General features: G+C 70.8%; 21 protein-coding genes. 12 read left to right on the top strand and 9 right to left on the bottom strand.

Going from position 1 to position 22,393, the window contains the following annotated elements; translation table 11 throughout:
• Window positions 1-82: 82 nt before the first annotated feature.
• Together ACIWVC_RS10565 and ACIWVC_RS10560 are read left to right on the top strand one after the other, a co-directional pair.
• A complete protein-coding gene (locus ACIWVC_RS10565) occupies window positions 83-502 on the top strand; it encodes a hypothetical protein (RefSeq protein WP_396449022.1) in 420 nt (139 codons plus the stop codon).
• An 81-nt stretch (window positions 503-583) separates the two neighbouring features.
• Entirely contained in the window at window positions 584-2,641 is a 2,058-nt protein-coding gene (locus ACIWVC_RS10560; protein ID WP_396449021.1) for an MMPL family transporter, read from the top strand.
• Window positions 2,642-2,644: 3 nt separating this feature from the next.
• Here the strand turns inward: ACIWVC_RS10560 and ACIWVC_RS10555 are convergent, their stop codons facing one another.
• Window positions 2,645-3,154, bottom strand: a complete 510-nt coding sequence (locus ACIWVC_RS10555) for a GNAT family N-acetyltransferase (protein WP_396449020.1) — start codon at window positions 3,152-3,154, stop codon at window positions 2,645-2,647.
• 301 nt (window positions 3,155-3,455) lie between these two features.
• Here ACIWVC_RS10555 and ACIWVC_RS10550 point away from each other — a divergent pair, with 301 nt between their 5' ends.
• From ACIWVC_RS10550 to ACIWVC_RS10530, 5 genes are read left to right on the top strand one after another with little or no spacing between them, the layout of a single operon-like run.
• Entirely contained in the window at window positions 3,456-7,181 is a 3,726-nt protein-coding gene (locus ACIWVC_RS10550; protein ID WP_396454074.1) for a nitrate reductase subunit alpha, read from the top strand.
• Window positions 7,181-8,809 carry a nitrate reductase subunit beta gene (gene narH, locus ACIWVC_RS10545; RefSeq protein WP_396449018.1) on the top strand — a complete coding sequence of 543 codons (1,629 nt, stop codon included), beginning with the start codon at window positions 7,181-7,183 and terminating at the stop codon, window positions 8,807-8,809. Before ACIWVC_RS10550 ends, narH begins: the two co-directional genes overlap by 1 nt.
• Window positions 8,806-9,426 (top strand): nitrate reductase molybdenum cofactor assembly chaperone, encoded by a 621-nt coding sequence (gene narJ, locus ACIWVC_RS10540; protein WP_396449017.1) that lies wholly within the window; start codon window positions 8,806-8,808, stop codon window positions 9,424-9,426. The genes narH and narJ overlap by 4 nt, the downstream gene beginning before the upstream one ends.
• Entirely contained in the window at window positions 9,423-10,166 is a 744-nt protein-coding gene (gene narI, locus ACIWVC_RS10535; protein ID WP_396449016.1) for a respiratory nitrate reductase subunit gamma, read from the top strand. The genes narJ and narI overlap by 4 nt, the downstream gene beginning before the upstream one ends.
• A 1-nt stretch (window position 10,167) precedes the next feature.
• Window positions 10,168-11,232 carry a tellurite resistance/C4-dicarboxylate transporter family protein gene (locus tag ACIWVC_RS10530; protein ID WP_396449015.1) on the top strand — a complete coding sequence of 355 codons (1,065 nt, stop codon included), beginning with the start codon at window positions 10,168-10,170 and terminating at the stop codon, window positions 11,230-11,232.
• A 99-nt stretch (window positions 11,233-11,331) separates the two neighbouring features.
• On the opposite strand, the gene ACIWVC_RS10525 is transcribed toward ACIWVC_RS10530, so the two are convergent.
• From ACIWVC_RS10525 to ACIWVC_RS10515, 3 genes are all read right to left on the bottom strand, one after another.
• Window positions 11,332-12,339 carry an acetamidase/formamidase family protein gene (locus tag ACIWVC_RS10525; protein WP_396449014.1) on the bottom strand — a complete coding sequence of 336 codons (1,008 nt, stop codon included), beginning with the start codon at window positions 12,337-12,339 and terminating at the stop codon, window positions 11,332-11,334.
• The gene (locus tag ACIWVC_RS10520) at window positions 12,336-13,733 is read right to left on the bottom strand and encodes an APC family permease (RefSeq protein WP_396449013.1); all 1,398 of its coding nucleotides are present in this window, start codon (window positions 13,731-13,733) and stop codon (window positions 12,336-12,338) included. The genes ACIWVC_RS10525 and ACIWVC_RS10520 overlap by 4 nt, the downstream gene beginning before the upstream one ends.
• A 90-nt stretch (window positions 13,734-13,823) precedes the next feature.
• The gene (locus tag ACIWVC_RS10515; protein WP_396449012.1) at window positions 13,824-14,957 is read right to left on the bottom strand and encodes a substrate-binding domain-containing protein; all 1,134 of its coding nucleotides are present in this window, start codon (window positions 14,955-14,957) and stop codon (window positions 13,824-13,826) included.
• Window positions 14,958-15,007: 50 nt separating this feature from the next.
• Here ACIWVC_RS10515 and ACIWVC_RS10510 point away from each other — a divergent pair, with 50 nt between their 5' ends.
• Together ACIWVC_RS10510 and ACIWVC_RS10505 are read left to right on the top strand one after the other, a co-directional pair.
• Window positions 15,008-15,439 carry a MarR family winged helix-turn-helix transcriptional regulator gene (locus ACIWVC_RS10510; protein ID WP_396449011.1) on the top strand — a complete coding sequence of 144 codons (432 nt, stop codon included), beginning with the start codon at window positions 15,008-15,010 and terminating at the stop codon, window positions 15,437-15,439.
• Window positions 15,440-15,501: 62 nt separating this feature from the next.
• On the top strand, window positions 15,502-15,675 hold the full coding sequence (locus ACIWVC_RS10505; protein ID WP_396449038.1) for a lytic polysaccharide monooxygenase: 174 nt from the start codon (window positions 15,502-15,504) through the stop codon (window positions 15,673-15,675).
• 86 nt (window positions 15,676-15,761) lie between these two features.
• Here ACIWVC_RS10505 and ACIWVC_RS10500 read toward each other — a convergent pair whose 3' ends face one another.
• Window positions 15,762-16,013: a DUF397 domain-containing protein gene (locus ACIWVC_RS10500; RefSeq protein WP_396449010.1), complete on the bottom strand. Its 252-nt coding sequence runs from the start codon at window positions 16,011-16,013 to the stop codon at window positions 15,762-15,764.
• 145 nt (window positions 16,014-16,158) lie between these two features.
• Window positions 16,159-16,794, bottom strand: coding sequence for a hypothetical protein (locus tag ACIWVC_RS10495; protein WP_396449009.1), 636 nt, complete (start codon window positions 16,792-16,794; stop codon window positions 16,159-16,161).
• A 479-nt stretch (window positions 16,795-17,273) separates the two neighbouring features.
• Between ACIWVC_RS10495 and ACIWVC_RS10490 the strand changes: the two genes are divergently transcribed.
• Complete coding sequence (locus ACIWVC_RS10490) at window positions 17,274-18,119, top strand: helix-turn-helix domain-containing protein (RefSeq protein ID WP_396449008.1); 846 nt, start codon at window positions 17,274-17,276, stop codon at window positions 18,117-18,119.
• Between the two features lie 29 nt (window positions 18,120-18,148).
• Window positions 18,149-18,487 (top strand): HEAT repeat domain-containing protein, encoded by a 339-nt coding sequence (locus ACIWVC_RS10485; protein WP_396449007.1) that lies wholly within the window; start codon window positions 18,149-18,151, stop codon window positions 18,485-18,487.
• 111 nt (window positions 18,488-18,598) lie between these two features.
• On the opposite strand, the gene ACIWVC_RS10480 is transcribed toward ACIWVC_RS10485, so the two are convergent.
• Both ACIWVC_RS10480 and ACIWVC_RS10475 read right to left on the bottom strand, forming a co-directional pair.
• Window positions 18,599-18,964: a hypothetical protein gene (locus ACIWVC_RS10480; RefSeq protein ID WP_396449006.1), complete on the bottom strand. Its 366-nt coding sequence runs from the start codon at window positions 18,962-18,964 to the stop codon at window positions 18,599-18,601.
• A 164-nt stretch (window positions 18,965-19,128) separates the two neighbouring features.
• Entirely contained in the window at window positions 19,129-20,367 is a 1,239-nt protein-coding gene (locus ACIWVC_RS10475; protein ID WP_396454073.1) for an oxygenase MpaB family protein, read from the bottom strand.
• Between the two features lie 170 nt (window positions 20,368-20,537).
• Here ACIWVC_RS10475 and ACIWVC_RS10470 point away from each other — a divergent pair, with 170 nt between their 5' ends.
• Window positions 20,538-21,227, top strand: coding sequence for a TetR/AcrR family transcriptional regulator (locus ACIWVC_RS10470; RefSeq protein ID WP_396454072.1), 690 nt, complete (start codon window positions 20,538-20,540; stop codon window positions 21,225-21,227).
• On the opposite strand, the gene ACIWVC_RS10465 is transcribed toward ACIWVC_RS10470, so the two are convergent.
• Window positions 21,224-22,183: a hypothetical protein gene (locus ACIWVC_RS10465; protein WP_396454071.1), complete on the bottom strand. Its 960-nt coding sequence runs from the start codon at window positions 22,181-22,183 to the stop codon at window positions 21,224-21,226. The two genes, ACIWVC_RS10470 and ACIWVC_RS10465, sit on opposite strands and share 4 nt — an antisense overlap.
• Window positions 22,184-22,393 lie beyond the last annotated feature (210 nt).

The raw sequence follows: 22,393 nt of genomic DNA, 5'->3' as shown, positions 1-22,393 counted from the left end.
GAGGCTACGACTGTGCTCCGGCCCCGTGCTCGCCGGCCGGGAGGGCCCGTCGGCCCGAGCATGTTCGTGATCGGAGAGGTACATGAACACCGTCCCCGCGCCCGCCACCCCGGAACCGCACCTGCTCGCCGGACGCTGGCAACTGCCGAGCGGCCGGGCGGCCGTGGGCAACGTCCGGGGCATCATCCGCGGCGCCCTGCAGTCGTGGGGTCTCGGCCCGGCCGCGGCCGGCCTCGCCGACCGCGTGGCGCCGCTGATCCAGGACCTCGCGACGCGGACCGCCACCCGCTGCCGCGGCCCGCTCGTGCTGCGGCTGGAACTCCACCAGCCCGCGCGGCTGCTGCTCGGCGAGATCCACGACTCGGCCGCCGACCGCCGTCCGGGCTCGCACCTCGCGGCGATCGCCGTCACCTACGGCCGGCGCCGCGCGGTCGGCGGCGCGGCCGCCTGGTACACGCACGCGTTCGTGTGGCCGACCCTCCCCGCCCCGGCGGGGGCCTGACCCGCACCGGCGGCGATCATGTTTGCCCGCCTCCGTCCGGGAAGGTAGGCGGGGGTCCGCCTCGACGCCGCCGGGAAGGTCATGGTCACATCGCGAGCCGTCCGCTGGATCCTGCCCCTGGCGCTGCTGCCGGCCTGGCTGGTCATCGGCGGGACGCTCGGCCCGTACGCGGGCAAGCTGGGTGAGGTCGCCACCAACGAGCAGTCGTCGTTCCTGCCGCAGAGCGCCGAATCGACGCAGGTCCTCGAACAGGAGGCCGCGTTCGAGAAGGACCAGACGATCCCCGCCATCGTGGTGTGGACGGCCAGGCAGGGCGGCGTCTCGGCCGAGCAGCGGGCGGCGGCGCAGCGCACGCTCGCCTCGATGCGGGGCATCCCCTACGTCACCGGTGCGCCGTCCCCGGTCGTGCCGTCGAAGGACGGGGCGGCGCTGACCGGTGTCGTGCAGGTCCGGTCCGATGTGGGCGAGCACAGCAAGGACACGGTGGACGACATCCGCGCGGCCGCAGCGAAGGTCCCCGGGACCCGCGCGTACGTGGCCGGACCCGCGGCCACCCAGGCCGACCTGTCCGACGCGTTCTCCGGCGTCGACACGATGCTCATCGGCGTGGCGGTCCTCGTCGTCCTGCTGATCCTGCTGCTGGTGTACCGGAGCCTCCTGCTCCCTTTCGTGATCATCCTCGGGTCGGTGTTCGCCCTCGGCCTCGCCAGCGCGATCGCCTACTACCTGGCGAGGCAGGACACGGTGACGGTGGACGGCCAGGTGCAGGGCATCCTGTCGATCCTGGTCATCGGCGCCTGCACCGACTACGCGCTGCTGCTGTCCGCCCGGTTCCGCGAGGAGCTCGCCGGCGGTGCCCCGCGGGCGGCGGCGCTGCTGCACGCGTGGCGCCGGTCGGCGGGCGCCATCGCCGCGAGCGCCGGCACCGTGGCCATGGGCCTGATCGCCCTGCTGCTCAGCGACCTGTCCAACAACCGGGCGCTCGGGCCGGTCGGCGCCATCGGCATCGCCTGCGCGCTGCTGAGCGCGCTCACCTTCCTGCCCGCCGCCCTGCTCCTGCTGGGACGCTCGGTGTACTGGCCCGCCCGGCCGCACCCCGACCGCGACGGGGCGTCCAGGCACCGCGTCTGGGAGCGGGTCGCGCGCCTGCTGGACCGCCGTCCGCGCCGCGTCTGGGCGGGTTCCCTGATCGTGCTGGTCGCCTGCGCCGCGTTCATGCCCACCCTCCGCACGCACGGGGTGCCGCTGAGCGAGACGTTCGTGGGCGAGGCCCCCTCGGTGACGGCGCAGGACGTCCTCAACGCGCACTATCCCGGCGGGTCGGGCAACCCGGCGGTGGTGCTCACCAACGCGCCCGCGCTGCCGCAGGTCGTCGACGCCGCGGGCCAGGTCGAAGGCGTCTCGGAGGTCAGGCCCCGGACGCGGGGCGGGGCGCCCCTCGTGGTCGACGGCCGCGTCCTGGTGGACGTCACGCTGCAGTCCGCCGCCGACACCGAAGCCGCCCGGGACACCGTCGACCGCCTGCGGGACAGGCTGCACGCCGTTCCCGGGGCCGGCGCGCTCGTCGGCGGCTACACCGCCCAGCAGGCCGACACCCTGGCCGCCGCAGAGCACGACCGGACCGTCATCATCCCGGTCGTCCTCGGCATCATCGTGGTGATCCTGATCGTCCTGCTCCGCTCCCTGGTGATGCCGCTGCTGCTCGTCGCGACCGTCGCGCTCAACTACCTGGCGACCCTCGGCGTCGCCGCGCTCGTCTTCCAGCACCTGCTCGGCTTCACCGCCACCGACCCGTCGGTTCCGCTGTACGGGTTCGTGTTCCTGGTCGCCCTGGGCGTCGACTACAACATCTTCCTGATGACCAGGGCGCGCGAGGAGTCCCTGCGGTACGGCCCGCGCGACGGAGTCCTGCGGGGGCTCACCACGACCGGCGGCGTCATCACCTCGGCGGGCGTGGTGCTCGCCGCGACGTTCGCGGCCCTCTCCGTCATCCCGCTGGCGTTCCTTGTCCAGATCGCGTTCATCGTGGCGTTCGGCGTCCTGATGGACACCCTGCTCGTCCGCTCGCTGCTGGTCCCCGCCATCGTGCGGGACGCGGGACCCCCCACCTGGTGGCCCGGTGTCCTGTCCCGCCGCTGAAACTCAGTCGACGCCCGCGCTGCCGCTCCGCCGCTCCAGCATCACGACATCGCGCCAGCGCCCGTGGTGGCGACCGAGCCGCTCACGCGTCCCGACCGTGCGGAACCCGGCCGCGTGGTGGAGCCGCAGGCTCGCGGTGTTCTCCGGGAAGACGCCGGTCTGGATCGTCCAGATCCCGCCGGCCTCGGTGGAGGCGATGAACGCCTCGAGCAGCGCTTTGCCGACACCACGCCCCCGAGCCTCCGCGGCCACATAGATGCTGTGCTCGACGACCCCGGCGTAACAGCACCGCTCCGAAACCGCCGCCGCGGCGATCCAGCCGAGCACTCCGCCGTCACCGCCGACGGCAACGAACCGGTGCTCGGGGAGCCTGCCCGCGTCAAAGACCTCCCAGGCGGGCGCGACGGTCTCGAAACTGGCATCTCCAGTGTCCAGACCGGCCTGATAGATCGCCAGCACTCGCTCTGCGTCCTGCGGAAGCATCGCACGGACGCCCGTTTCCGAATCACCCATCGCGTGTCGAAGCTAGCGACAAAAGCGCACCAACGCCATGATCCGGGCCGCACCGAGGCCACTGTGACTATGCACACCAGAGTCGAGCCCGAGCTGACGGAGGGCCCGCGAGGTGCGGGCCGCCGGGCGGCCCCGGACTTGACGGTGACCGAGCAGCCCGCGCGGGTGCTGGGGATGGTGCTGGGGCGGGCATTTTTACATCGAGCTTTCGTATGAAAGGCGGCTCGGTGGTTGGGGGTGTTCGGGCCCGGGTAGTTGTGATCGCGCACGCGCTCCGGGATCCGTGAGGCGAGGTGGTGGCATGTCATCGGTGACGCAGGACGGGGAGCGGCCCCGGAGATTGCTGGCACCGCTGCTGCCGAAAGGGGAGCCCGTCGAGAGCCTCCTGCGGCAGGCGCAGTTCTTCGTCCCCGGCAAGCCGTCGGACGACTACCGCATGCTGAACCGGCGGGGCGGGCGCGGGGCCGAGGAGTTCTACCGGGAGCGCTGGCGGCACGACAAGGAGGTGCGGTCCACCCACGGGGTGAACTGCACCGGGTCGTGCTCGTGGAAGGTGTACGTCAAGGACGGCATCATCACCTGGGAGACCCAGCAGACCGACTACCCGTCGGTCGGCCCCGACTCGCCGGAGTACGAGCCGCGCGGCTGCCCGCGCGGGGCGTCGTTCTCCTGGTACACCTACTCGCCGTCGCGGGTGCGGTACCCGTATGTGCGGAGTCCGCTGCTGACGCTGTGGCGGGAGGCGCGGCAGCGGCACGCCGACCCGGTGGCCGCCTGGGCGGAGATCACCGGCGACCCCGAGAAGACCGCCGCGTACAAGACCGCGCGCGGCAAGGGCGGGTTCGTCCGGTCGTCGTGGCCGGAGGTCACCGAGATGATCGCGGCCGCGCACGTGCACACGGTCAAGGAGTACGGGCCCGACCGGGTGGTCGGGTTCACCCCCATTCCGGCCATGTCGATGGTGTCGTATGCGGCCGGGACGCGCTTCCTGTCGATGATCGGCGGGACGATCCTGTCGTTCTACGACTGGTACGCCGACCTGCCGATCGCGTCGCCGCAGGTGTTCGGGGACCAGACCGACGTGCCGGAGTCCGGCGACTGGTGGAACTCGTCGTACCTGGTCATCTGGGGCACCAACCTGCCCATCACGCGGACCCCGGACGCGCACTTCATGACGGAGGCCCGCTACCGGGGGCAGAAGGTCGTGGTCGTCTCGCCCGACTACTCCGACCACACCAAGTTCGCCGACGACTGGCTCGCGGCGGCGCCCGGCACGGACGGCGCGCTGGCGATGGCGATGGGCCACGTGGTGCTGACCGAGTTCTTCCGCGACCGGCAGGTGCCGTACTTCACCGAGTACGTCAAGACCTACACCGACCTGCCGTTCCTCGTGACGCTGGAGGAGCACGGCGAAGCCGTCCGCCCGGGCCGGTTCCTCACCGCCGCCGAGCTCGGGGACGCCGGCGAGGGCGCCGCGCACAAGCCCGTGCTGCTCGACGCCCGCACCGGCGAGCCGGTCGCGCCCAACGGGTCGCTGGGGTTCCGCTACACCGAGTCGGGGGCGGGGAAGTGGAACCTGGAGCTGGGCGAGGTCGACCCGCTGCTGACCCTGTACGGGCGGCACGAGGACGCGGTGCCGGTCGACCTGCCGCGCTTCGACATCGGGGAGACCGAGGGCGGGGCGGTCGTCCGCCGCGGCGTGCCGGCGACGCGGGTCGGCGGACGGCTCGTGACGACGGTGTTCGACCTGCTGATGGCGCAGTACGCGGTGCCGCGCGACGGGCTGCCCGGCGACTGGCCGGACGGGTACGGCGACGCCGCGCAGCCGAACACGCCCGCCTGGCAGGAGGAGATCACCTCCGTCCCGGCGGCGGCCGCGATCCGGGTGGCGCGGGAGTTCGCCCGCAACGCCGAGCTGTCGCGCGGCCGGTCGATGATCTGCATGGGCGGCGGGACGAACCACTGGTACCACTCCGACCAGATCTACCGGGCGTTCTTCACGCTGACGATGCTGTGCGGCTGCCAGGGCGTGAACGGCGGCGGCTGGGCGCACTACGTGGGGCAGGAGAAGGTGCGCCCGCTGACCGGCTGGCAGCAGGCGGCGTTCGCGCTGGACTGGCAGCGCCCCACCCGGCACATGACCGGCACCTCGTTCTTCTACCTGCACACCGACCAGTGGCGGTACGAGACGTTCGGGCCCGGCGAGATGGCCGGCCCGCTCGGCCGCGGCCTGTTCCGGGGGCGGACGTTCGCCGACTGCGTGGCGCAGGCGTCCCGGCTCGGCTGGACGCCGTCGCATCCGGGGTTCGACCGGAACCCGCTCGACCTCGCCGACGAGGCCGAGCGGGCGGGGCGGCCCGTCGCCGACCACGTCGTGGACGAGCTGAAGTCCGGCCGGCTCGGGTTCGCCTGCGAGGACCCGGACGCGCCGCGGAACTGGCCGCGGGTGATGACGATCTGGCGGGCCAACGTCCTCGGCTCCTCGGGCAAGGGCATGGAGTACTTCATGCGGCACCTGCTCGGCACCGACGACGCCGTCCGGGCCGAGGAGTCGCCGCCCGGCCTGCGCCCCGCCGAGGTGGCCTGGCGGGACGAGGCGCCGCGCGGCAAGCTCGACCTGCTCACCACCATCGACTTCCGGATGACGAGTTCGTGCACGTACGCCGACATCGTCCTGCCGGCGGCCACCTGGTACGAGAAGCACGACCTGTCCAGCACGGACATGCATCCGTTCGTGCACTCGTTCAACCCGGCGATCGCGCCGCCGTGGGAGTCGCGCACCGACTTCGACGCGTTCCGGCTCATCGCCGAGGAGTTCTCCAGGCTCGCCGCCGTCCACCTCGGCACCCGCACCGACGTGCTCCCGGTGCCGCTGATGCACGACACCCCGGACGAGACGGCGCAGCCGGGCGGCCGGGTCCTGGACTGGAGGGCGGGCGAGTGCGAACCGGTCCCCGGCGTGACCATGCCCAAGCTCGTGACGATCGAGCGCGACTACACGGCGGTCGCGGCGAAGATGGCCGCGCTCGGCCCGCTGGTCGACACGCTCGGGACGTCCAACAAGGGCGTCACGTGGAAGCCGGCGGGCGCGGTCGAGTACCTGCGCGAGGCCAACGGCGTCGTGCGCGGCGGGGTCGGGGACGGCCGTCCGTCCCTGGCCAGGGACGTGCATCTCGCCGAGGCGATCCTGGCGCTGTCGGGCACCACGAACGGACGTGTCGCGCTGCAGGGCTGGGAGGCGCTCGAAGAGCGGACCGGGATGGACCTCGCCGACCTCGCCGAGGAGCGCTCCGGCGAGCACATCTCGTTCACCGACACCCAGGTGCAGCCGCGCGCGGTCATCACCAGCCCGGAGTGGTCGGGCAGCGAGTCGGGCGGACGGAGATACTCGCCGTTCACCGTCAACGTCGAGCGGAAAAAGCCCTGGCACACGCTCACCGGGCGGATGCACTTCTTCCTCGACCACGACTGGATGCACGAGTACGGCGAGGCGCTGCCGACCTACCGGCCGCCGCTGAGCTACGTCCGGCACTTCTCCGGTGAGCTGGGCGTCCGGGAGGAGGGCCGGCCGGAGGTCACCGTCCGGTACCTCACCCCGCACTCGAAGTGGTCGATCCACTCGGAGTACCAGGACAACCTGCACATGCTGCGGCTGTTCCGCGGCGGCCCGGTCATCTGGATGAGCCCGGCCGACGCCGCGAAGATCGACGTCCGGGACAACGACTGGATCGAGGCGTACAACCGCAACGGCGTGGTGGCCTGCCGGGCGGTCGTCACGCACCGGATGCCGCGCGGCACGGTCTTCATGTACCACGCGATGGACCGGCACCTGATGACGCCGAAGTCGGAGCTGTCCGGCTGGCACGGCGGCTCCGACAACTCGCTGACCCGCCTGGTGATCAAGCCGACCCATCTGATCGGCGGCTACGGCCAGTTCAGCTACGCGTTCAACTACTACGGCCCGACCGGCAACCAGCGGGACGAGGTCGCCGTGATCCGCAAGCGCTCCCAGGAGGTGCAGTTCTGATGCGGCCGATGGCGCAGATGGCGATGGTGATGAACCTCGACAAGTGCATCGGCTGCCATACCTGCTCGGTCACCTGCAAGCAGACCTGGACCAACCGCCCGGGCACCGAGTACGTGTACTTCAACAACGTCGAGACCAAACCCGGCCTCGGCTACCCGCGCCGGTACGAGGACCAGGAGCAGTGGAAGGGCGGCTGGACGCTCGACCGCAAGGGCCGCCTCCAGCTCAAGGCCGGCGGGCGGCTCAGCAAGCTGCTCGCCATCTTCTACAACCCGAACCTGCCGTCCATCGACGACTACGGCGACCCGTGGACCTACGACTACCAGACGGTCATCCACGCCCCGCTCGGCACGCCGAACCCGAGCGCGCACTCCATCTCGGCGCTCACCGGCCGCGACATGAACCTGAAGTGGGGCAGCAACTGGGACGACGACCTCGCGGGCGCGCCCGAGCACGCGGTCGACGACCCCGACCTCGCCGGGATCGAGGACCGGGTCAAGATGGAGTTCGAGCAGGTGTTCATGTTCTACCTGCCGCGCATCTGCGAGCACTGCCTCAACCCGTCGTGCGTCGCGTCCTGCCCGTCCGGCGCGATGTACAAGCGGGCGGAGGACGGCATCGTGCTCGTCGACCAGGACCGCTGCCGCGGCTGGCGGTTCTGCGTGTCCGGCTGCCCGTACAAGAAGGTGTACTTCAACCACCGCACCGGCAAGGCGGAGAAGTGCACGCTCTGCTTCCCGCGCATCGAGGCCGGGCAGCCGACCATCTGCTCCGAGACGTGCGTCGGCCGGCTCCGCTACCTGGGCCTCTTCCTCTACGACGCCGACAAGGTCACCGAGGCCGCCGCCACGCCCGACGAGCAGGACCTCTACGAGGCGCAGCTGTCGGTGTTCCTCGACCCCTTCGACCCGGAGGTGCAGCGGGAGGCGGCCGAGGCGGGCATCCCCGCCGACTGGATCGAGGCGGCCAAGCGCTCCCCGGTCTACTCGCTCGCCGTCCGGCACCGGGTGGCCCTGCCGCTGCACCCGGAGTACCGGACGCTGCCGATGGTCTGGTACATCCCGCCGCTGTCCCCGGTCGCGGACGTCGCGCACTCCGCCGGCTACGACGCCGACGACCCCGACCGGGTGTTCGCCACCATCGACGAGCTGCGCATCCCCATCGAGTACCTCGCCAACCTGTTCACCGCGGGGAAGGCCGAGACAGTCCGGGACGTGCTGCGCAAGCTCGCCGCCGTCCGCGCCGTCCAGCGCGCGGCGCAGCTCGGCCGCGACCTCGGCGAGGACCTGCCCGCGTCGGTCGGCTCCACCCCGGAGGAGCTCGACGACCTGTACCGGCTGCTCGCCATCGCCAAGTACGAGGAGCGCTACGTCGTCCCGAAGGCGCACGCCGAGGACGCCGGGCGGCTCATGGCCCAGCACGAGCAGCTGTTCTGCAGCCTCGACACCGAGGGCGGCCCCGGCATGGGCGGGAACGGCCCGCCGAGCGTTGAGAGCTTCCATCCGGGCGAGGTACGCGGCGGCGCCGGCACGTTCCGCGGCGACGACGGCAGGACGCACTTCAACCTGCTCGGCTGGGACGGCCGCGGCGACGCGCCCCACCTCTTCCCCGAAGGGGGCGCGACGTGAGCGGCCCCTACAAGCTGGCGTCGGTGCTGCTGCAGTACCCGACGGAGGCGCTGTTCGAGGGGCTCGACCAGCTCGGCGCCGCCGCGTCCGGCACCGGGCCGAAGGCGTCCCGGGAGGCGTTCGCGCGGTTCCTCGGCTGGCTGGGCGCCACCCCGTCCGGCGAGGTCGCGCAGCACTACGTCGAGACGTTCGACCTGCGGCGCCGCTGCGCGCTCTACCTCACCTACTACCGGTACGGCGACACCCGCAAGCGCGGCATGGCGATGCTGGCGTTCAAGACCGCGTACCGCGTCGCGGGGTTCCAGCCGTCCGACGAGGAACTGCCGGATTACCTGCCCCTCGTCCTCGACTTCGCGGCGCTCACCCCGGCCGGCGAGAAGCTGCTGCGGCGGCACCGCGCCGACCTGGAACTGCTGCGCAAGGCCCTGCATGAGGCGGGCACCCCCTACGCCGGCGTCGTCGACGCGGTTTGCGCGGGACTGCCGCGGCTCACCCGCCGCGACCTCGCCGTGGTGCGGCACGCGTGGGAGAAGGGCCCGCCGGACGAGGAGGTGGGGCTCGAACCGTTCGCCCCGCCGGGGTACCTGGACGGAACCGGGGCGGGAGGACGCCGATGACCAACTGGGACCTGTGGTGGTGGATCATCCTGCCCTACGCGTCGCTGATCGTCTTCGTGGTCGGGCACATCTGGCGCTGGCGCTACGACCAGTTCGGCTGGACGAGCCGCTCCACCCAGCTGCAGGAGCGCCGGCTCCTCAAATGGGGCGCGCCGCTGTTCCACTACGCCACGTTCGCCGCCATCGCCGGGCACGTCATCGGCATCCTCATCCCGAAGTCGTTCACCGAGTGGCTCGGCATCCCCGAGCGCGCCTACACGCTGTTCTCCGGCATCGCCGGATCGGTCGCGGCGATCGGCGTGCTCATCGGCGCCGCCATCCTGATCTTCCGCCGGATGGGCGTGCCGCGGGTGCGCGCCACCACCAGCGGGGTCGACTACCTCGCGCTGATCCTGCTCGGCATCATCAGCGTCCTCGGCATCTACCTGACGCTCGGCGTCCAGCAGTTCGGGCACGGCTACGACTACCGCACCACCGTGTCCCCGTGGTTCCGCAGCCTGTTCGCCGGCACCCCCGACTACCGGGCGATCGCCGCCGCGCCGGTGATGTACCAGGTGCACGCCACCGCCGCCTGGATGATCTTCGCGGTGTGGCCGTTCAGCCGGCTCGTCCACGCGTGGAGCTACCCGCTGTGGTACCTGTGGCGGCCCTACGTCGTCTACCGCGACCGCCGCGCCGCGTCGCCCCCCGAACCGGGGACCGGCGGCCGGAAGTGGCGCAAGATCGGCGTACCGTACTGATGTGACCACCCAGCCACATCGCTTGGACGCCGTAAAACAGGCCGTAGCGACGCTCAATCCCGGATACTTCGCGCTCGTCATGGGGACCTGCATCGTCTCCATCGGCGTGCACACCAACGGGCTGACCCTGCTGTCCGACCTCATGCTGTGGACGGCGATCGTCTGCTACGCCGTCCTCGTCGCGGCGACGGTGTGGCGGGCGATCGCCTTCCCCGCCGAGCTGCGCGCCGACTTCACCGACCCGCGCCGCGGGTTCGGGTTCTTCACCTTCGTCGCCGGCACCGACGTCCTCGGCACCCGGATCGCGGTGACCGGGCAGCACGGCGTCGCGCTCGGGCTGCTGATCGTCGGCTGCCTCGCCTGGCTCGTCCTCGGCTACGTCGTGCCCTGGACCGCGGTGCTCGGCCGCGAGGACCGCCCCGTCGTGGCGGGGGCCAACGGCACCTGGTTCATCTGGGTCGTGGCCAGCCAGTCGGTCGCGGTGCTCGCCGCCATCCTGGAGCCGGTGGTGGACCCCGGCCGCCGCGAGCTCGCGCTGCTCGCCGTCTGCTCCTGGTCGGTCGGCGCGATCCTGTACGCCGCCGCCGGCGTCTTCGTCGCCGCGCGGCTGCTCATCTACCCGCTGCGCCCGGTGGACCTGACCCCGCCGTACTGGGTCGCCATGGGCGCCACCGCGATCACCGTGGTGGCCGGCGCCCGCATCGTGGAGATGGCCGACGCGCCGATGGTGAACGCCACCCGCGGCCTCATCGCCGGGACGTCCGTCGTGTTCTGGGCGTTCGGCAGCTGGCTGATCCTCCCGCTGGTCGCGGCCGGCTGGTGGCGGCACGTCACCCACCGCGTCCCGCTCCGCTACGAGGCGACCCTGTGGAGCGTCGTCTTCCCGCTCGGCATGTACGGCGTCGCCGGCCAGTACCTCGGCGTCGCCGACCGCCTCCCGATCGTCGAGGGCATCGGCAGGTACGAGACCTGGGTCGCCCTGGCCGTCTGGGCGGTCACCTTCGCCGCGATGCTCGTCCACCTGGTGCGGACGCTGGGTCTGCCCCGGCATCAACCGGCCGGCTGATGCCGGGACCAGCGGCTCGGGCGGCGTCCGCGCACGCCGGCCCGGCGGTGGCCGCCGCCTGCGAGCGCCACATCCTCCCCTGACCTCGCCGGCTTGGTTTCAGCGCTGCGCGAGGTAGGCGGCGGCGGTCTCGCGGAGGCGGGCGTGGACGCCGTCGTAGGCCGACACCCCCGGCAGGGCGGTCTTGGGGAGCTTGGCGAGGATCGTGTAGTTCGTGTCGACGACGTTGCCCGCCGGGGCCAGGCCCGCCTGGCTGACGAGCTGGTAGGCGTCCAGCTCGTCCAGGCCGAGGAGGGAGGACGTCCAAGTGATCAGGTCGTGCTGGCTGATCCGGAAGGCGTCCTCCAGGGGGCGGGCCGAGCCCGTCGACATCAGGTACGCGTCGTCCTCAAGGCGGGGCCACGGGGGAGCGGCGCCCTTGACGAGGTCCACGACCACGACGGTGTTCATCGCCGCCTCGACCGCCGTCCCGCAGACCTCGCCCTCGCCCTGGCGGCAGTGGCCGTCCCCCAGCGAGATCAGCCCGCCCGGCACGTTGACCGGGAAGTAGGCCGTCGTGCCCGCCCGCATCTCCGGGGTGTCCATGTTGCCGCCGTGCGCGCCGGGGGTGATGCTCATGATCACCTCGTTGGCGGCGGGGGCGACGCCTACGGTGCCGTGCATCGGGTCCAGCGGCAGCTCGATGGAGAGGTCGCTGTTGCGGGCGTTGAAGCGGCAGACGCCGCGTTCGGCGTCGACGTCGTACAGCCAGACCCGCTCCTCCAGCGCCGGATGCAGCATCGCCGTCGCGTGCGTCGCGGTCAGCGCCCCGAAGTGCGGGAACGTGGTGGACACCGCCCAGTCGCGGGCGGGACGGATGTCCGCGAAGTGCACCGCGACCGCGTCGCCGGGCTCGGCGCCCTCGACGGCGATGGGGCCGGTCACGGGGTTGAGGTAGGGGAATGTGCACACCTGGCTCGGCAGGTCGCCCACCCCTTTCACCGCGCCGCCGAAGCAGTCCTCGGTGGCCAGCTCGACCACGGTGCCGGGGGCGACGGTGAGGGCCGCCTCCCGCCCGCCGAAGGCGTAGCCGGGCTCGGATTCCAGCGAGACCACGTTGAGCGTCATTCGTCCTCCTCTTCGATGCCGGCCAGGGCCGGGCGCCGGTGCGTCGCGAGCAGCGCGATCAGGACGGCCACCCCGATGGCCAGCCACACGAACGCCAGCTTCTGCGCGGCGACCTTCGCGTTGATCACCACGTACCCGAGGATGAGGAAGCCGATGGCCGGGGCGATCAGGTGCCGCCACCAGTCCCGGCTGCCCGAGCGCACCACGTAGTGCACGACGACCGACACGTGCAGCGTCAGGAAGGCCGTCATCGCGCCGAAGTTGATCAGGGAGCTGAGCAGGGTGATGCCGTCGTCGCGCTCGGCCATGTAGAGGCCGAGGGCGAGGGAGACGGCCGCGACCAGCAGCGTCGCGTTGACGGGGACGCGCCGCTTCGGGTGCACCTTGGCGAGGAACCGGGGCAGCTGCCGGTCGCGCGCCATGGCGTACAGCAGCCGGGACGTGGCCGCCTGCGCGACGAGGGAGTTGGCGAATCCCCACGCGATCGCGGTGGCCAGCGCGGTCAGCTTGGCGAGCCAGGCGCCGCCCGCCACCCGGGCGGCATCGTAGAAGGCGGTGCCGTCGGGGTCGCCGTCCTTGATCAGCCCGTCGGCGTCCGGCACCAGCAGCGACGCCACCCACGTCTGGACGATGAACAGCAGGCCGACCAGGACGAGCGCGGCGACCATCGACCGTCCGATGGCGCGGGCGGACTCGCGGTTCTCCTCCGCCAGCGTCGAGATCCCGTCGAAGCCGAGGAAGCTCAGCACGGCGATCGACACCGCGCCGAACACCAGCCCCCACGAGAACGTGTCGCCGTTGTAGATCGGGGTGAAGCCGCCGCCGTCGCCCTTGCCCTGCGCCAGCGCCACCACGCCCACCACCAGGAAGACCCCCAGGACGGCGAGTTCGGCGAGCAGCATGATGCGGTTGATCCGCGCGGTCATCTCGATGCCGAAGAAGTTGACCACCGTGTTGAGCACCACGAACCCGACGAGCCACAGCCACACCGGGACGGCGGGCACCAGCGAGTTCATCGCCACGCTCGCGATCAGGTACAGCAGGCCCGGCACCAGGACGTAGTCGAGCAGGATCATCCAGCCGGACAGGAAGCCGACCGGCGCCGCGATACCGCGTCCCGCGTAGGTGTAGACGGAGCCGGCCATCGGGAACGCCCGCGACATCTGCGCGTACGACGCGGCGGTGAACAGCATGACCAGCATGCCGATGGCGTAGGCGAGCGCGACCATGCCGCCCGCGCCCTGGAACACGCTGCCGAAGATGCCGAACGGCGCGATCGGCACCATGAAGATCAGCCCGTAGACCACCAGGTCCCGGAAGCCGAGCGAGCGCTTCAGCTCCTGCTTGTAGCCGTACTGCTCGATGCCCTGCGGTTTCGCCGCCTCGACGCTCATGGTCCCTCCTCCGCGCGGGGCCCGGGCCTCCGCGCCGTCAGCGACCCTAGAGCGTTTCCTTTCAAATGAAAAGATTTCAGCCGGAAAGACTTACAGCCGGGCGATCACGGTGAGGTCCAGGCCGTCCGCCCGCGCCAGGTAGGAATCCGCGCGCGGCGGGCCGAGCGGCGCCGCCGACCAGGCCAGCCGGGTCAGCCGGTCGCCCTCGCCGGCCAGCAGCCGCGCCGCCGCGGCCCGCCCTTCGCGGACGCTCAACTGGTCAGCGGCGGAGAGCGCCGCCACCAGGTGCACGCCGTCGTAGCAGCCCTCCGCGTAGGTGTCGAGCACGGGCGCGCCCTCGCCGAACGCGGCCCGGTAGCGCTCCGCCAGGGCGATCCGCCGCTCGTCGCCCTGCCCGGCGAACGACCGCATCGCCGAGTACAGCTCCCCGGTCTCGTCGCCGCCGGCGGCCAGCAGGACGTTCTCCTCCAGCGCCCCAGACAGCCGCACCACCCGGGACGCCGGCCGCGACGCGGAGAACACCCGGTTGAACACGGCCAGGTCCCGTCCGACCAGGCTGAGCAGGATCGCCTCCGTGCCCGCCCGCACCAGCGTGCTGACCAGCTCCTCGAAGCCCGCCTCCGGATCGTCCCCGGCGGCCAGCGGGAACGGGACGAGCCGGTCCAGCACCACCTCGCCGCCGAGCGACGGGACCAGCCGCGACGCCACCCGGTGCACCGACCGCGGCCAGATGTAGTCGTTGCCGACCAGCGCCCACCGCCGCAGCCCGAGCCGTTCGCACAGCCAGTGCATCGCGGGCCCGAGCTGCCGCCCCGGCGAGTCGCCGAGCAGCACCACACCGGCCCGTCTCGGCCCGCCCTCGTGCGGCGGCGTGAAAACGTACGGCACCCGGCCCCCGAGCGCCGCCTCCAGAGCCCGGTGGACGTCGCTCGTGTGGAACCCGACGAACGCCTGGACGAGTCCGGCGTCGGCGAGGAAACGTGCCTCGGCGGCCACCGCGTCCGGCCGGCGCCCGGCGTCCACCGGCACCAGCTCGACGGCCCGGCCCGCGGCCCCGCCCGCCGCGTTGACCTCGATCGCGGCGAGCCGGGCGGCGCTCAGCCCGGACGGCCCGGTCAGGCCGAGCGGCCCCGACAGCGGCAGCAGCAGCCCCAGCCGGAGCACCCCGGCGTCCGGCCCGGTGACCAGCAGCTCCGTGCCGTCCCGCACCACCGAATCGCTCATGACGTGGCAAGTATGCTCTTTGGACCGACGGCCGAACAGGGGAGGCGCACGTGGTAGAGCAGCAGGACACGCGCGCCGGACTCGTCGACCTCCTGACCCGCGCCCAGCGAGCCCTGTCCCGCGACCTGGGCGCCGCCCTCGAGGAGGAGGACGCGACCGTCGAGCAGTGGCGGGTGCTGCGCGCCCTCGCCGACGCCGACGACATGTCGATGGGCGAGCTGGCGGCCGTCGTCGAGATCCCGCACCCCACTCTCACCCGCCTGGTGGACGGCCTGGTCGACTCCGCCTGCCTCTACCGCTCCCACTCCACCCGCGACCGCCGCCGCGTCTCGGTGCACGTCTCCGACCTGGGCCGCGACAAGCTGAAACGCCTCGACGCCCTGGCCGAGGCCCACGAGCGCACCCTCGCCGCGACGCACGGCCCGGAAGTCGTCGAGGACCTGTCCGCCCTGCTCTCCCGCCTCTGGACGAACCTCCGCTGATCTTCCCGTGAAAGCTTTCACAGCCGGCATGACTCGCTGTCGCGCGCCAGGTCAGCCTTCCTCTGGAAGCGCTTCCAGTCCGCGTCCAGACCGGCCGCTACGCCCCGAGCAACAACTACGTGATCAGCAACGTGACCGCCCCCGGCCGCACCGGCCGCCACGTCGTCTTCACGATCTGGCAGGCATCCCACATGGACCAGGCCTACTACATCTGCAGCGACGTCAACTTCCGCTGACCGCCCTTTCCAACAAGAGGCCCGGAAGACCGCTCAGCGCGGCACTTCCGGGCCTCTGCAATTCTCATCCAGACGGATGATCGGTTCTATTTCAGGTCGAGCTGCCCCGCCTTGATCCGCCCGAAGAAGCCGGCCATGGCGTCCCGGTCGAGAGCGATCACGGGACTCGACTCGTCGAGTACGCTGTCGCGGACGCCGATCACCCCGGCACCGAGAGGACTCACCTCAAGGCAACCGGTGTTCGCCCCGCAGAACCGGCTCTTTCGCCAGTTCCGCTCCGGGTCCGGGCCTGCCGGACGAGTGCGCGCTTCGGGCCATTCGGCGTCCGCCATGATCATGAGAGTTCCCTACCTTGTTCTGACGTGGTCAAACACAACCGCGCTCTCGCCCCTTGCTGTCGGGTGAGAGCGCGGCCGCAGGCAGGACTCAATAATGTCGGATCCGCGTAAGGAATGCGCACGGACGCGCTAAGTGCTCCCGGTTTCAAACCTGATGAGAGACCGTTTGCGGAATCGTTACGTCCGTCAAGTCGTGGAGGTGGGCGAGCGGGTCGGTTTCGCTGACGTCCGGCACGTGGATCCAGCCGTAGCGCGCGAGACCGCAGACGTTGACCTCGACCGCGCGGTGATACGACTGCGCACACAGGCCGGAATATCCATGGATGACGATGGCCTCATAGATCTGCTGGGACACGACCAGGACCAGCGGGGCGTCGGTGCCCCGCAGGGCCGACCGCACCGCTTCGGCGTCCAGGAGCCGGATGGCGGCGTCTATCTCCGCGCCGAACGGCCCGTGGTCGTCCCGGAGTACGTCCCCGGCGTGGATGACCGCGCGCATGCGCAGCCGGTGCGCGGGACGATCGGCGGGCCGCAGCGCGGCGTTGTAGTCCTCCAGTTGCCGCGCGAGCACCGGGATGAACGGGTCCAGCAGACGCGACCTCGGCACCTCGTCCGTCGGCTGGACGAGGACGAGGACGCCGTCGCCGCGATCTTCGATGGGCTCGCAGAGCCGCTCGTCGATGCCGGCCGACCGCATGGCCCGGTGCAGCAGCAGGTAGAGCTGGTTCCTGAGCTCTACCTTGATCAGATCGGTGCGGGTCGACGAGCTCTCCAGGTCCAACGCCAGGATGCTCCGGTGAAGGGGGCCGCAGAGGGGCAAGGTTGGTCCTCCCATCCCCAGTCGGCGGACATGTCGTCCACGACGCAGACGTGGCCACCGGTGAGGTGGCATGTCCCGATACCGCGCCATTGCGATCGCGGGCACCGACGCGATGCTTCGCCCCGGGCCGGCGAGCCCGCGACGACCTACTCCCCTTGCACCCAATATGCCCGACATGTACGACCCGTGCATCATGCACGGCTTGATGCACCCGGCCGTTCATGGGAATCTATCCTCTGAGTGATACACCGTTCTGAAATTCTCATCCAACTACACCGAGTTTTGAGGTAATATCTGCAGTGCAACATGCACCGTTGGTTTCGCGTCGGGACAGTTGACCGGTTGACGAGCAATTCAAGATCCGGTCGCCAGGTGTGGTCTTCGCCATTCCTGGCGGTCCTTGAGAAGAGTGGGCCGTGCCGACATCTCAAGCTCCGTCCGTGCGCCGGCGGCGCCTCGGCGTCGCGCTGCGCCGCATGCGTGAGGACAGCGGTCTCAGCACCGAGACGGTCGGCCGGAGGCTGCGCTGGTCCGCATCCAAGGTCTCCCGTATCGAGACGGCGCGAATCGGGGTTCGCGAAGCCGACATCAAGCGCATGCTCCGGCTCTACCAAGCTGAAGACCACGCGCTGACCGAGTTGCTCGCGCTGGCGCGCGAGGCCGCCAGGCCCGGCTGGTGGACGCGCTTCCCCGGCCTGCCGCAGGACCAGGCCGCGTACTGTGCGCTGGAGGACGAAGCCGACCTCGCGCTCGCCTATGAGGCGCAGGTGGTGCCGGGCCTGCTGCAGACGGAGGATTACGCGCGCTGTGTGATCCGAGGCTGGGCGGAGATCGTCCCCGCACCTCCGGCGATCATCGAACGGGATCTTCAAGTTCGCATGAAACGCCAGGAACTCCTGCAGGAGCCGCGTTCGCTGCGGTTGTCAGTGATCTTAGATGAGGCCGTGCTCCTGCACCTGGTCGGTGACGCGACGATCATGCGGCGGCAACTCGAGCGGCTGATGGAGCTTGCGGATCTGCCCAATATGGAATTGCGGATACTGCCTTTGCGGGCCGACCACAGCGCGGTCCTCCACGCGTTCACGCTCCTGGAGTTCGCGCCCGCCTTCGAGATCGTCTTTCCCACCGTTGTGCACAGCGAAATTCACCCGATGAGCCTCGTCCAGGACGAGACGGTCACGTACGAGCACCGGCGGGTCTTCGACTGGCTGTCCCGGCGGAGCCTCGGCCCGGCGGAGTCGGTGAGGCTGATCGAGCGCACCGTCGAGCGGGTCTGGGGGGCCTGAGCGTCGGTGGGGGGTCGTAGGGTCGGGGTATGTCGCGGCGGCGGTTCGATCAGGCGATGCAGGGCATGCGGGGGGCGGATCCGCGGGGGCGGGAGGGTGCGTTCGACTTCCTGCGCGAGCACGCCGACGCCTATGTCGATGAGCTGATCGCCGAGTTCGAGGCAGAGCGGGACCAGGAGCTGCGGTGCTGGCTTCTGGAGCTGCTGGCCGAGGCCCGCTCCGCGAAGGCGCTGGACGTGTTCCGCGGCCAGTTGGAGAGCCCGGACGAGTCGCTGCGGTTCTGGGCGGTGCGCGGGCTGGAGATGCTCGACAGCCGGGAGGCCGACCAGGCCCTCGACCAGGCGCGCGCCGACGGCTGGATCGCCTAGCCGCGCCGATCGGCCTGGGCCGGGGTGAAGGTGCCCTGGTGGAAGAGGAGCGGGGTTCACCTTCGCCCAGCTAGAGGTGCTCCACGCGGCCGACGACGCACCGCCGGCCTGTCAGCGCAGGTAGACCAAGCCGTCGATGCCGACCGTGGGACGGCCCTCGGTGCCGGCGACGACGATCTTGATGGTGTGCTTGCCGCTGGTGCTCCAGGTGCGCGTCCACTGCAGCTGCCGGTAGGCGGTGGACGACGACTTCGTGTCCAGAGTGCCGATCTTCTTGCCGTCCACGTAGACGTACACGGCGCCGAGGTTGGACGCCCGCTTGAAGATCAGCCCCGCGGTGCAGCAGGTGAACGTCCAGCTGGCGCTCGCGCCCTTCGAGCTGCTGTAGAGGCCGCGTCCGTCCAGGTAGTACTTGGTGGTCGTCAGCTTCCACTTGCCGGTACGGCGCGACCGTCCCCGTTCACGGCCGAGCGCCATGATCAGGGAGGTGCCTCGATTGCCCCAAGTGTCTCACATGTCGCGATAGTCCGGGGTGTTGTGTCGACACGCTCGACCGAAACGCCTCGGGCCCGGAATCCAGCGGATTCCGGGCCCGGCGTCGGCTCACGGCGTCCTGGCCATCGGGGGAGACCAGGACGTCCTCACGACGGGTAGTTCGGGTTGTTCGTGGTGGGGATCGAGATGCTGATCGGGTAGTTCGCCCCGGACAGGACGAACAGGACCACCTGACGGATGATCTCGTCGAACAGCCAGTAGACCTGCCGCAACTGCTTCGGCGCGTCGGTGATGTCGAGGATGCCCTCACGTACGGCGACGAACGGCGGCCAGAGGTTCTCGAAGATCGGGTCCCATACCGGCTCCCGCGGGATCTTCAGCCAGCCGGCGATCTCGTCGCCGAGCACGTAGCGGGTGAGCGCGCCGAGGATCGGCTTGCTCAGGATGCCGAGGTCGATGAAGGACGCCAGGTTGAGGAGCATGTCGGCGAGCTTGATGCCCTCGGGGGTGGGCGCCAGGATCGGGTCCAGGACCTGCGCGGCCTGGGAGTCGGCCTCGTCCCACGACTTCGGGATGTACTCGTCCTTGATGCCGAGCATGTGCGCGGTCAGCTGCCAGGAGTGCAGGAAGGCCGCGGACTCGTCGGCGGGGATCGGCACCTTCCACTTGGCCAGCTGCTTCATGACCGTCGTCGGCAGGCTGTGCCAGGTGACCATCATGTCCGCCTGGCTGATCGGGATCTCCTCGTCGGCGACCTTCGTCCAGTACGGGGACTTGGGGAGCAGGTGCCGCACGCCCGAGTGGGCCAGACGCGTCTTCACGCACGTCGCGATCATCTCGCCGTCGTCGTCGAACGCCTTCTCGGTGCCGATGTCGTAGCCGAGCTTGGCGGTCTTGGTGATGCGGTCCCGCATGTCCGCGCCGCCCTTGGAGTAGTAGACCGCGCGCGCCTCCTTCGGGATGGCCGTGCTCATCATCCCGCTGGCGAAGCCGTAGGTGACGCCGAGGTAGAGCCCGCGCTTCTCGTTGAACTCGAATGCCTTGGCGAGCTGGGACTCGTCCGCCCAGGACGGGAGCTCCCGGGCGCGTTCCATGAAGGCGCGCAGGTCGGACGGCAGGCCGCTCGGCAGGGCCTGGCCGTTCTTGGTCCACTTCTTCAGCAGCTTGTTGACCTCGGGCACGGCGCCGCCGTCGATCAGCGAGGCGACCAGCTCGTCGCACTCCGGATCCCACACCCACCTCGGGTTCGCGCCCTCGCCGTAGCCGACGACCGATCCCTTCGGGGACCACGTCCACGCGTAGGCGGGCGTCGCGGTGCTCAGCGCGCCGAAGGCGCCGAGCGTCCCGCCCGCCACCAGCACGTTCCGCCTGCTGGGTCTCTCCATGCCTTCGCTCCTCCGGGGCCGAGGGAACCTCCGCTGATACGGTGAAACATGAGCCGTTTCGAGGTATCATCTGTAACAGCGCCAATGACAGCACAACGTGTCCGTCATCACAAGACCTGACGTGACGGCGGTGAACGATTGGTGCACAATCGGTCGTCTCAGGAGGAGCCGTGGTTTCTGTGCTGTCCTTCCTGGCGGAGCCGGGCCGGGAGTCGGTGCTCGCACGCGCCTACACCGACGCCGTCGAGCAGATCGACGACCGGGACGAGACCAGGACGCGCGTCCTCGACGCGGCCTACGAGCAGTTCTCCCGGATGGGGATCCAGCGCTCCACCATGGAGGACGTGGCCCGCCGCGCCGGCGTCTCCCGCATCACCGTCTACCGGCGCTTCGCCACCAAGGACGCCCTGGTCGAACACGTGGTGCGCCGCGAGTTCCGCCGGTACTTCGACCAGTTCCTCATCGACATCCAGCAGGCCGAGACCGTCGCCGACCGCGTGGTGCTGGGCTTCGTCAGCTCACTGCGCGCCATCCGGCGCAACCCCCTGATCGGCGGCCTGATCGCCACCGAACCCGACCTGGTCGTCCCGTCCATGATCAGCGACGGCGGCCGGACCCTGGCCACCGTCCGCGAGTTCGTCGCGGGCCAGCTCCGCCGCGAGCAGCGCGCCGGCAACGTACCGGACGACCTCGACATCGACCACGTGGCCGAACTGATGGTCCGGATCTCCGCGTCCTTCCTGGCGATCCCGAGCCACCTCATCGACCTGGACGACGACGCCCAACTCGCCGCCCTGGCCCGCCGCTTCCTCGTCCCCATGCTCACGCCCCCACCCCAGACCCCGCCTGACCTCGCCTAGACCGGGCCGGGCGGCTCGGAGCGCAGCCGGTGGGTGAGCGTGTCTCCCAGCGCAGGCAGGTGCTTCCCGGCAGGGTCCACCCCGATCTGCTCGGCCAGGTCCCGGACGTGGAGGCGGACGGCCGCCTCGACCAGGGTCGCGTAGGCGTTGACGGCCGTCCGGGTGCGCCGCCACGCGATGGCCACCACCACTGCGGAGATGGGCAGCGCGGGCCACCACCACCACAGCAACAGGAGATAGAGGACGGCCCACCCGCCCAGCGTTGCGGCGCGGGCCAGGGCTTGGCGGGCGGCGGTGATCTCGGACCGGGCGGTGTCGGGGAGGTGGAGCCAGAGGACCGGCCAGACGGTCGGCAGGTCCAGGTTCAGGTCGCGGCGCAGCCGGAGGGTGACGGCGTGGACTCGGTCGCCCATCCAGGTGGGCCTGTCCGGTTCTTCCAGCGCGATACGGGTGCGGGTCCGGAAGGCCGCATGGCGTTTCTTCCTCTTCTTCTCCACCTCCTGCTGATCCGGTTGCGCCCCGCTCAGCACCGTGCGGGCCTCACCGTAAAGGCGGTGGTAGTCGTCATGGGCGTCCTTCCAGCGTTTCCGGCGGTTCTCGACACGCCGTTGCGCGAGGGAACGCAGGGGGCGGGGCCAGCCATGCCAGCCCGACGCCAGCGCCAGGCGCTCGACCCCTGATCCCAGCGCCTGGGCGGCCAGCCCGGCTGCGGCGGCGCCGGCCAGAATCCCGGCCACCAGGACCACCTGCCCGCCGGCCGTTGTGGCGGCGGGGTCCTTCGCCCAGGCGGTCACCTGCGCCGTGACCCGTCCGACATCGAGCGCGTGGGCCGGGCCCGCCCTGCCCAGCGTCCGGGCGATCGCCGCGACGGCCAGGTAGAGCGCGCCGGGAAGCACCAGTAGCGTCAGCCATCGTTCGGCGAGTTTCTTGCTGAGTTCGCCCAGGAACCCGCCCATGTCTACAGGGTCTCCTGAAGCAATTCGCGGCCTGTCATGGCGCAGACGAGAGGGAATTCGGTGGTGTTGTCCGGGGTGCGGCCGGCACATCGGCCAGTGGGGCATCGGTAGACCGGTTCATAGGGCGTCCCATTGTCGGCCCCCGCTAGGGTCACGCTACGAGAATGAGGCCGGACGTGCCCCCACACCCCCAAAGGGTCGCCAACCCGC

Source organism: Actinomadura sp., from assembly GCF_044508335.1.
Lineage (GTDB): Bacteria > Actinomycetota > Actinomycetes > Streptosporangiales > Streptosporangiaceae > Spirillospora.
The sequence above is the reverse complement of the archived record's forward strand: the minus strand, read 5'-3'. Positions and strand labels throughout refer to the sequence as shown.

Excerpts from the sequence above, each read along its gene's own strand:
- ACIWVC_RS10565 (WP_396449022.1), top strand. The coding sequence starts at position 83 with ATGAACACCGTCCCCGCGCCCGCCACCCCGGAACCGCACCTGCTCGCC.
- ACIWVC_RS10560 (WP_396449021.1), top strand. The coding sequence starts at position 584 with ATGGTCACATCGCGAGCCGTCCGCTGGATCCTGCCCCTGGCGCTGCTG.
- ACIWVC_RS10555 (WP_396449020.1), bottom strand. The coding sequence starts at position 3,154 with ATGGGTGATTCGGAAACGGGCGTCCGTGCGATGCTTCCGCAGGACGCA.
- ACIWVC_RS10550 (WP_396454074.1), top strand. The coding sequence starts at position 3,456 with ATGTCATCGGTGACGCAGGACGGGGAGCGGCCCCGGAGATTGCTGGCA.
- narH (WP_396449018.1), top strand. The coding sequence starts at position 7,181 with ATGCGGCCGATGGCGCAGATGGCGATGGTGATGAACCTCGACAAGTGC.
- narI (WP_396449016.1), top strand. The coding sequence starts at position 9,423 with ATGACCAACTGGGACCTGTGGTGGTGGATCATCCTGCCCTACGCGTCG.
- ACIWVC_RS10525 (WP_396449014.1), bottom strand. The coding sequence starts at position 12,339 with ATGACGCTCAACGTGGTCTCGCTGGAATCCGAGCCCGGCTACGCCTTC.
- ACIWVC_RS10520 (WP_396449013.1), bottom strand. The coding sequence starts at position 13,733 with ATGAGCGTCGAGGCGGCGAAACCGCAGGGCATCGAGCAGTACGGCTAC.
- ACIWVC_RS10515 (WP_396449012.1), bottom strand. The coding sequence starts at position 14,957 with ATGAGCGATTCGGTGGTGCGGGACGGCACGGAGCTGCTGGTCACCGGG.
- ACIWVC_RS10500 (WP_396449010.1), bottom strand. The coding sequence starts at position 16,013 with ATGATCATGGCGGACGCCGAATGGCCCGAAGCGCGCACTCGTCCGGCA.
- ACIWVC_RS10485 (WP_396449007.1), top strand. The coding sequence starts at position 18,149 with ATGTCGCGGCGGCGGTTCGATCAGGCGATGCAGGGCATGCGGGGGGCG.
- ACIWVC_RS10480 (WP_396449006.1), bottom strand. The coding sequence starts at position 18,964 with ATGGCGCTCGGCCGTGAACGGGGACGGTCGCGCCGTACCGGCAAGTGG.
- ACIWVC_RS10475 (WP_396454073.1), bottom strand. The coding sequence starts at position 20,367 with ATGGAGAGACCCAGCAGGCGGAACGTGCTGGTGGCGGGCGGGACGCTC.
- ACIWVC_RS10465 (WP_396454071.1), bottom strand. The coding sequence starts at position 22,183 with ATGGGCGGGTTCCTGGGCGAACTCAGCAAGAAACTCGCCGAACGATGG.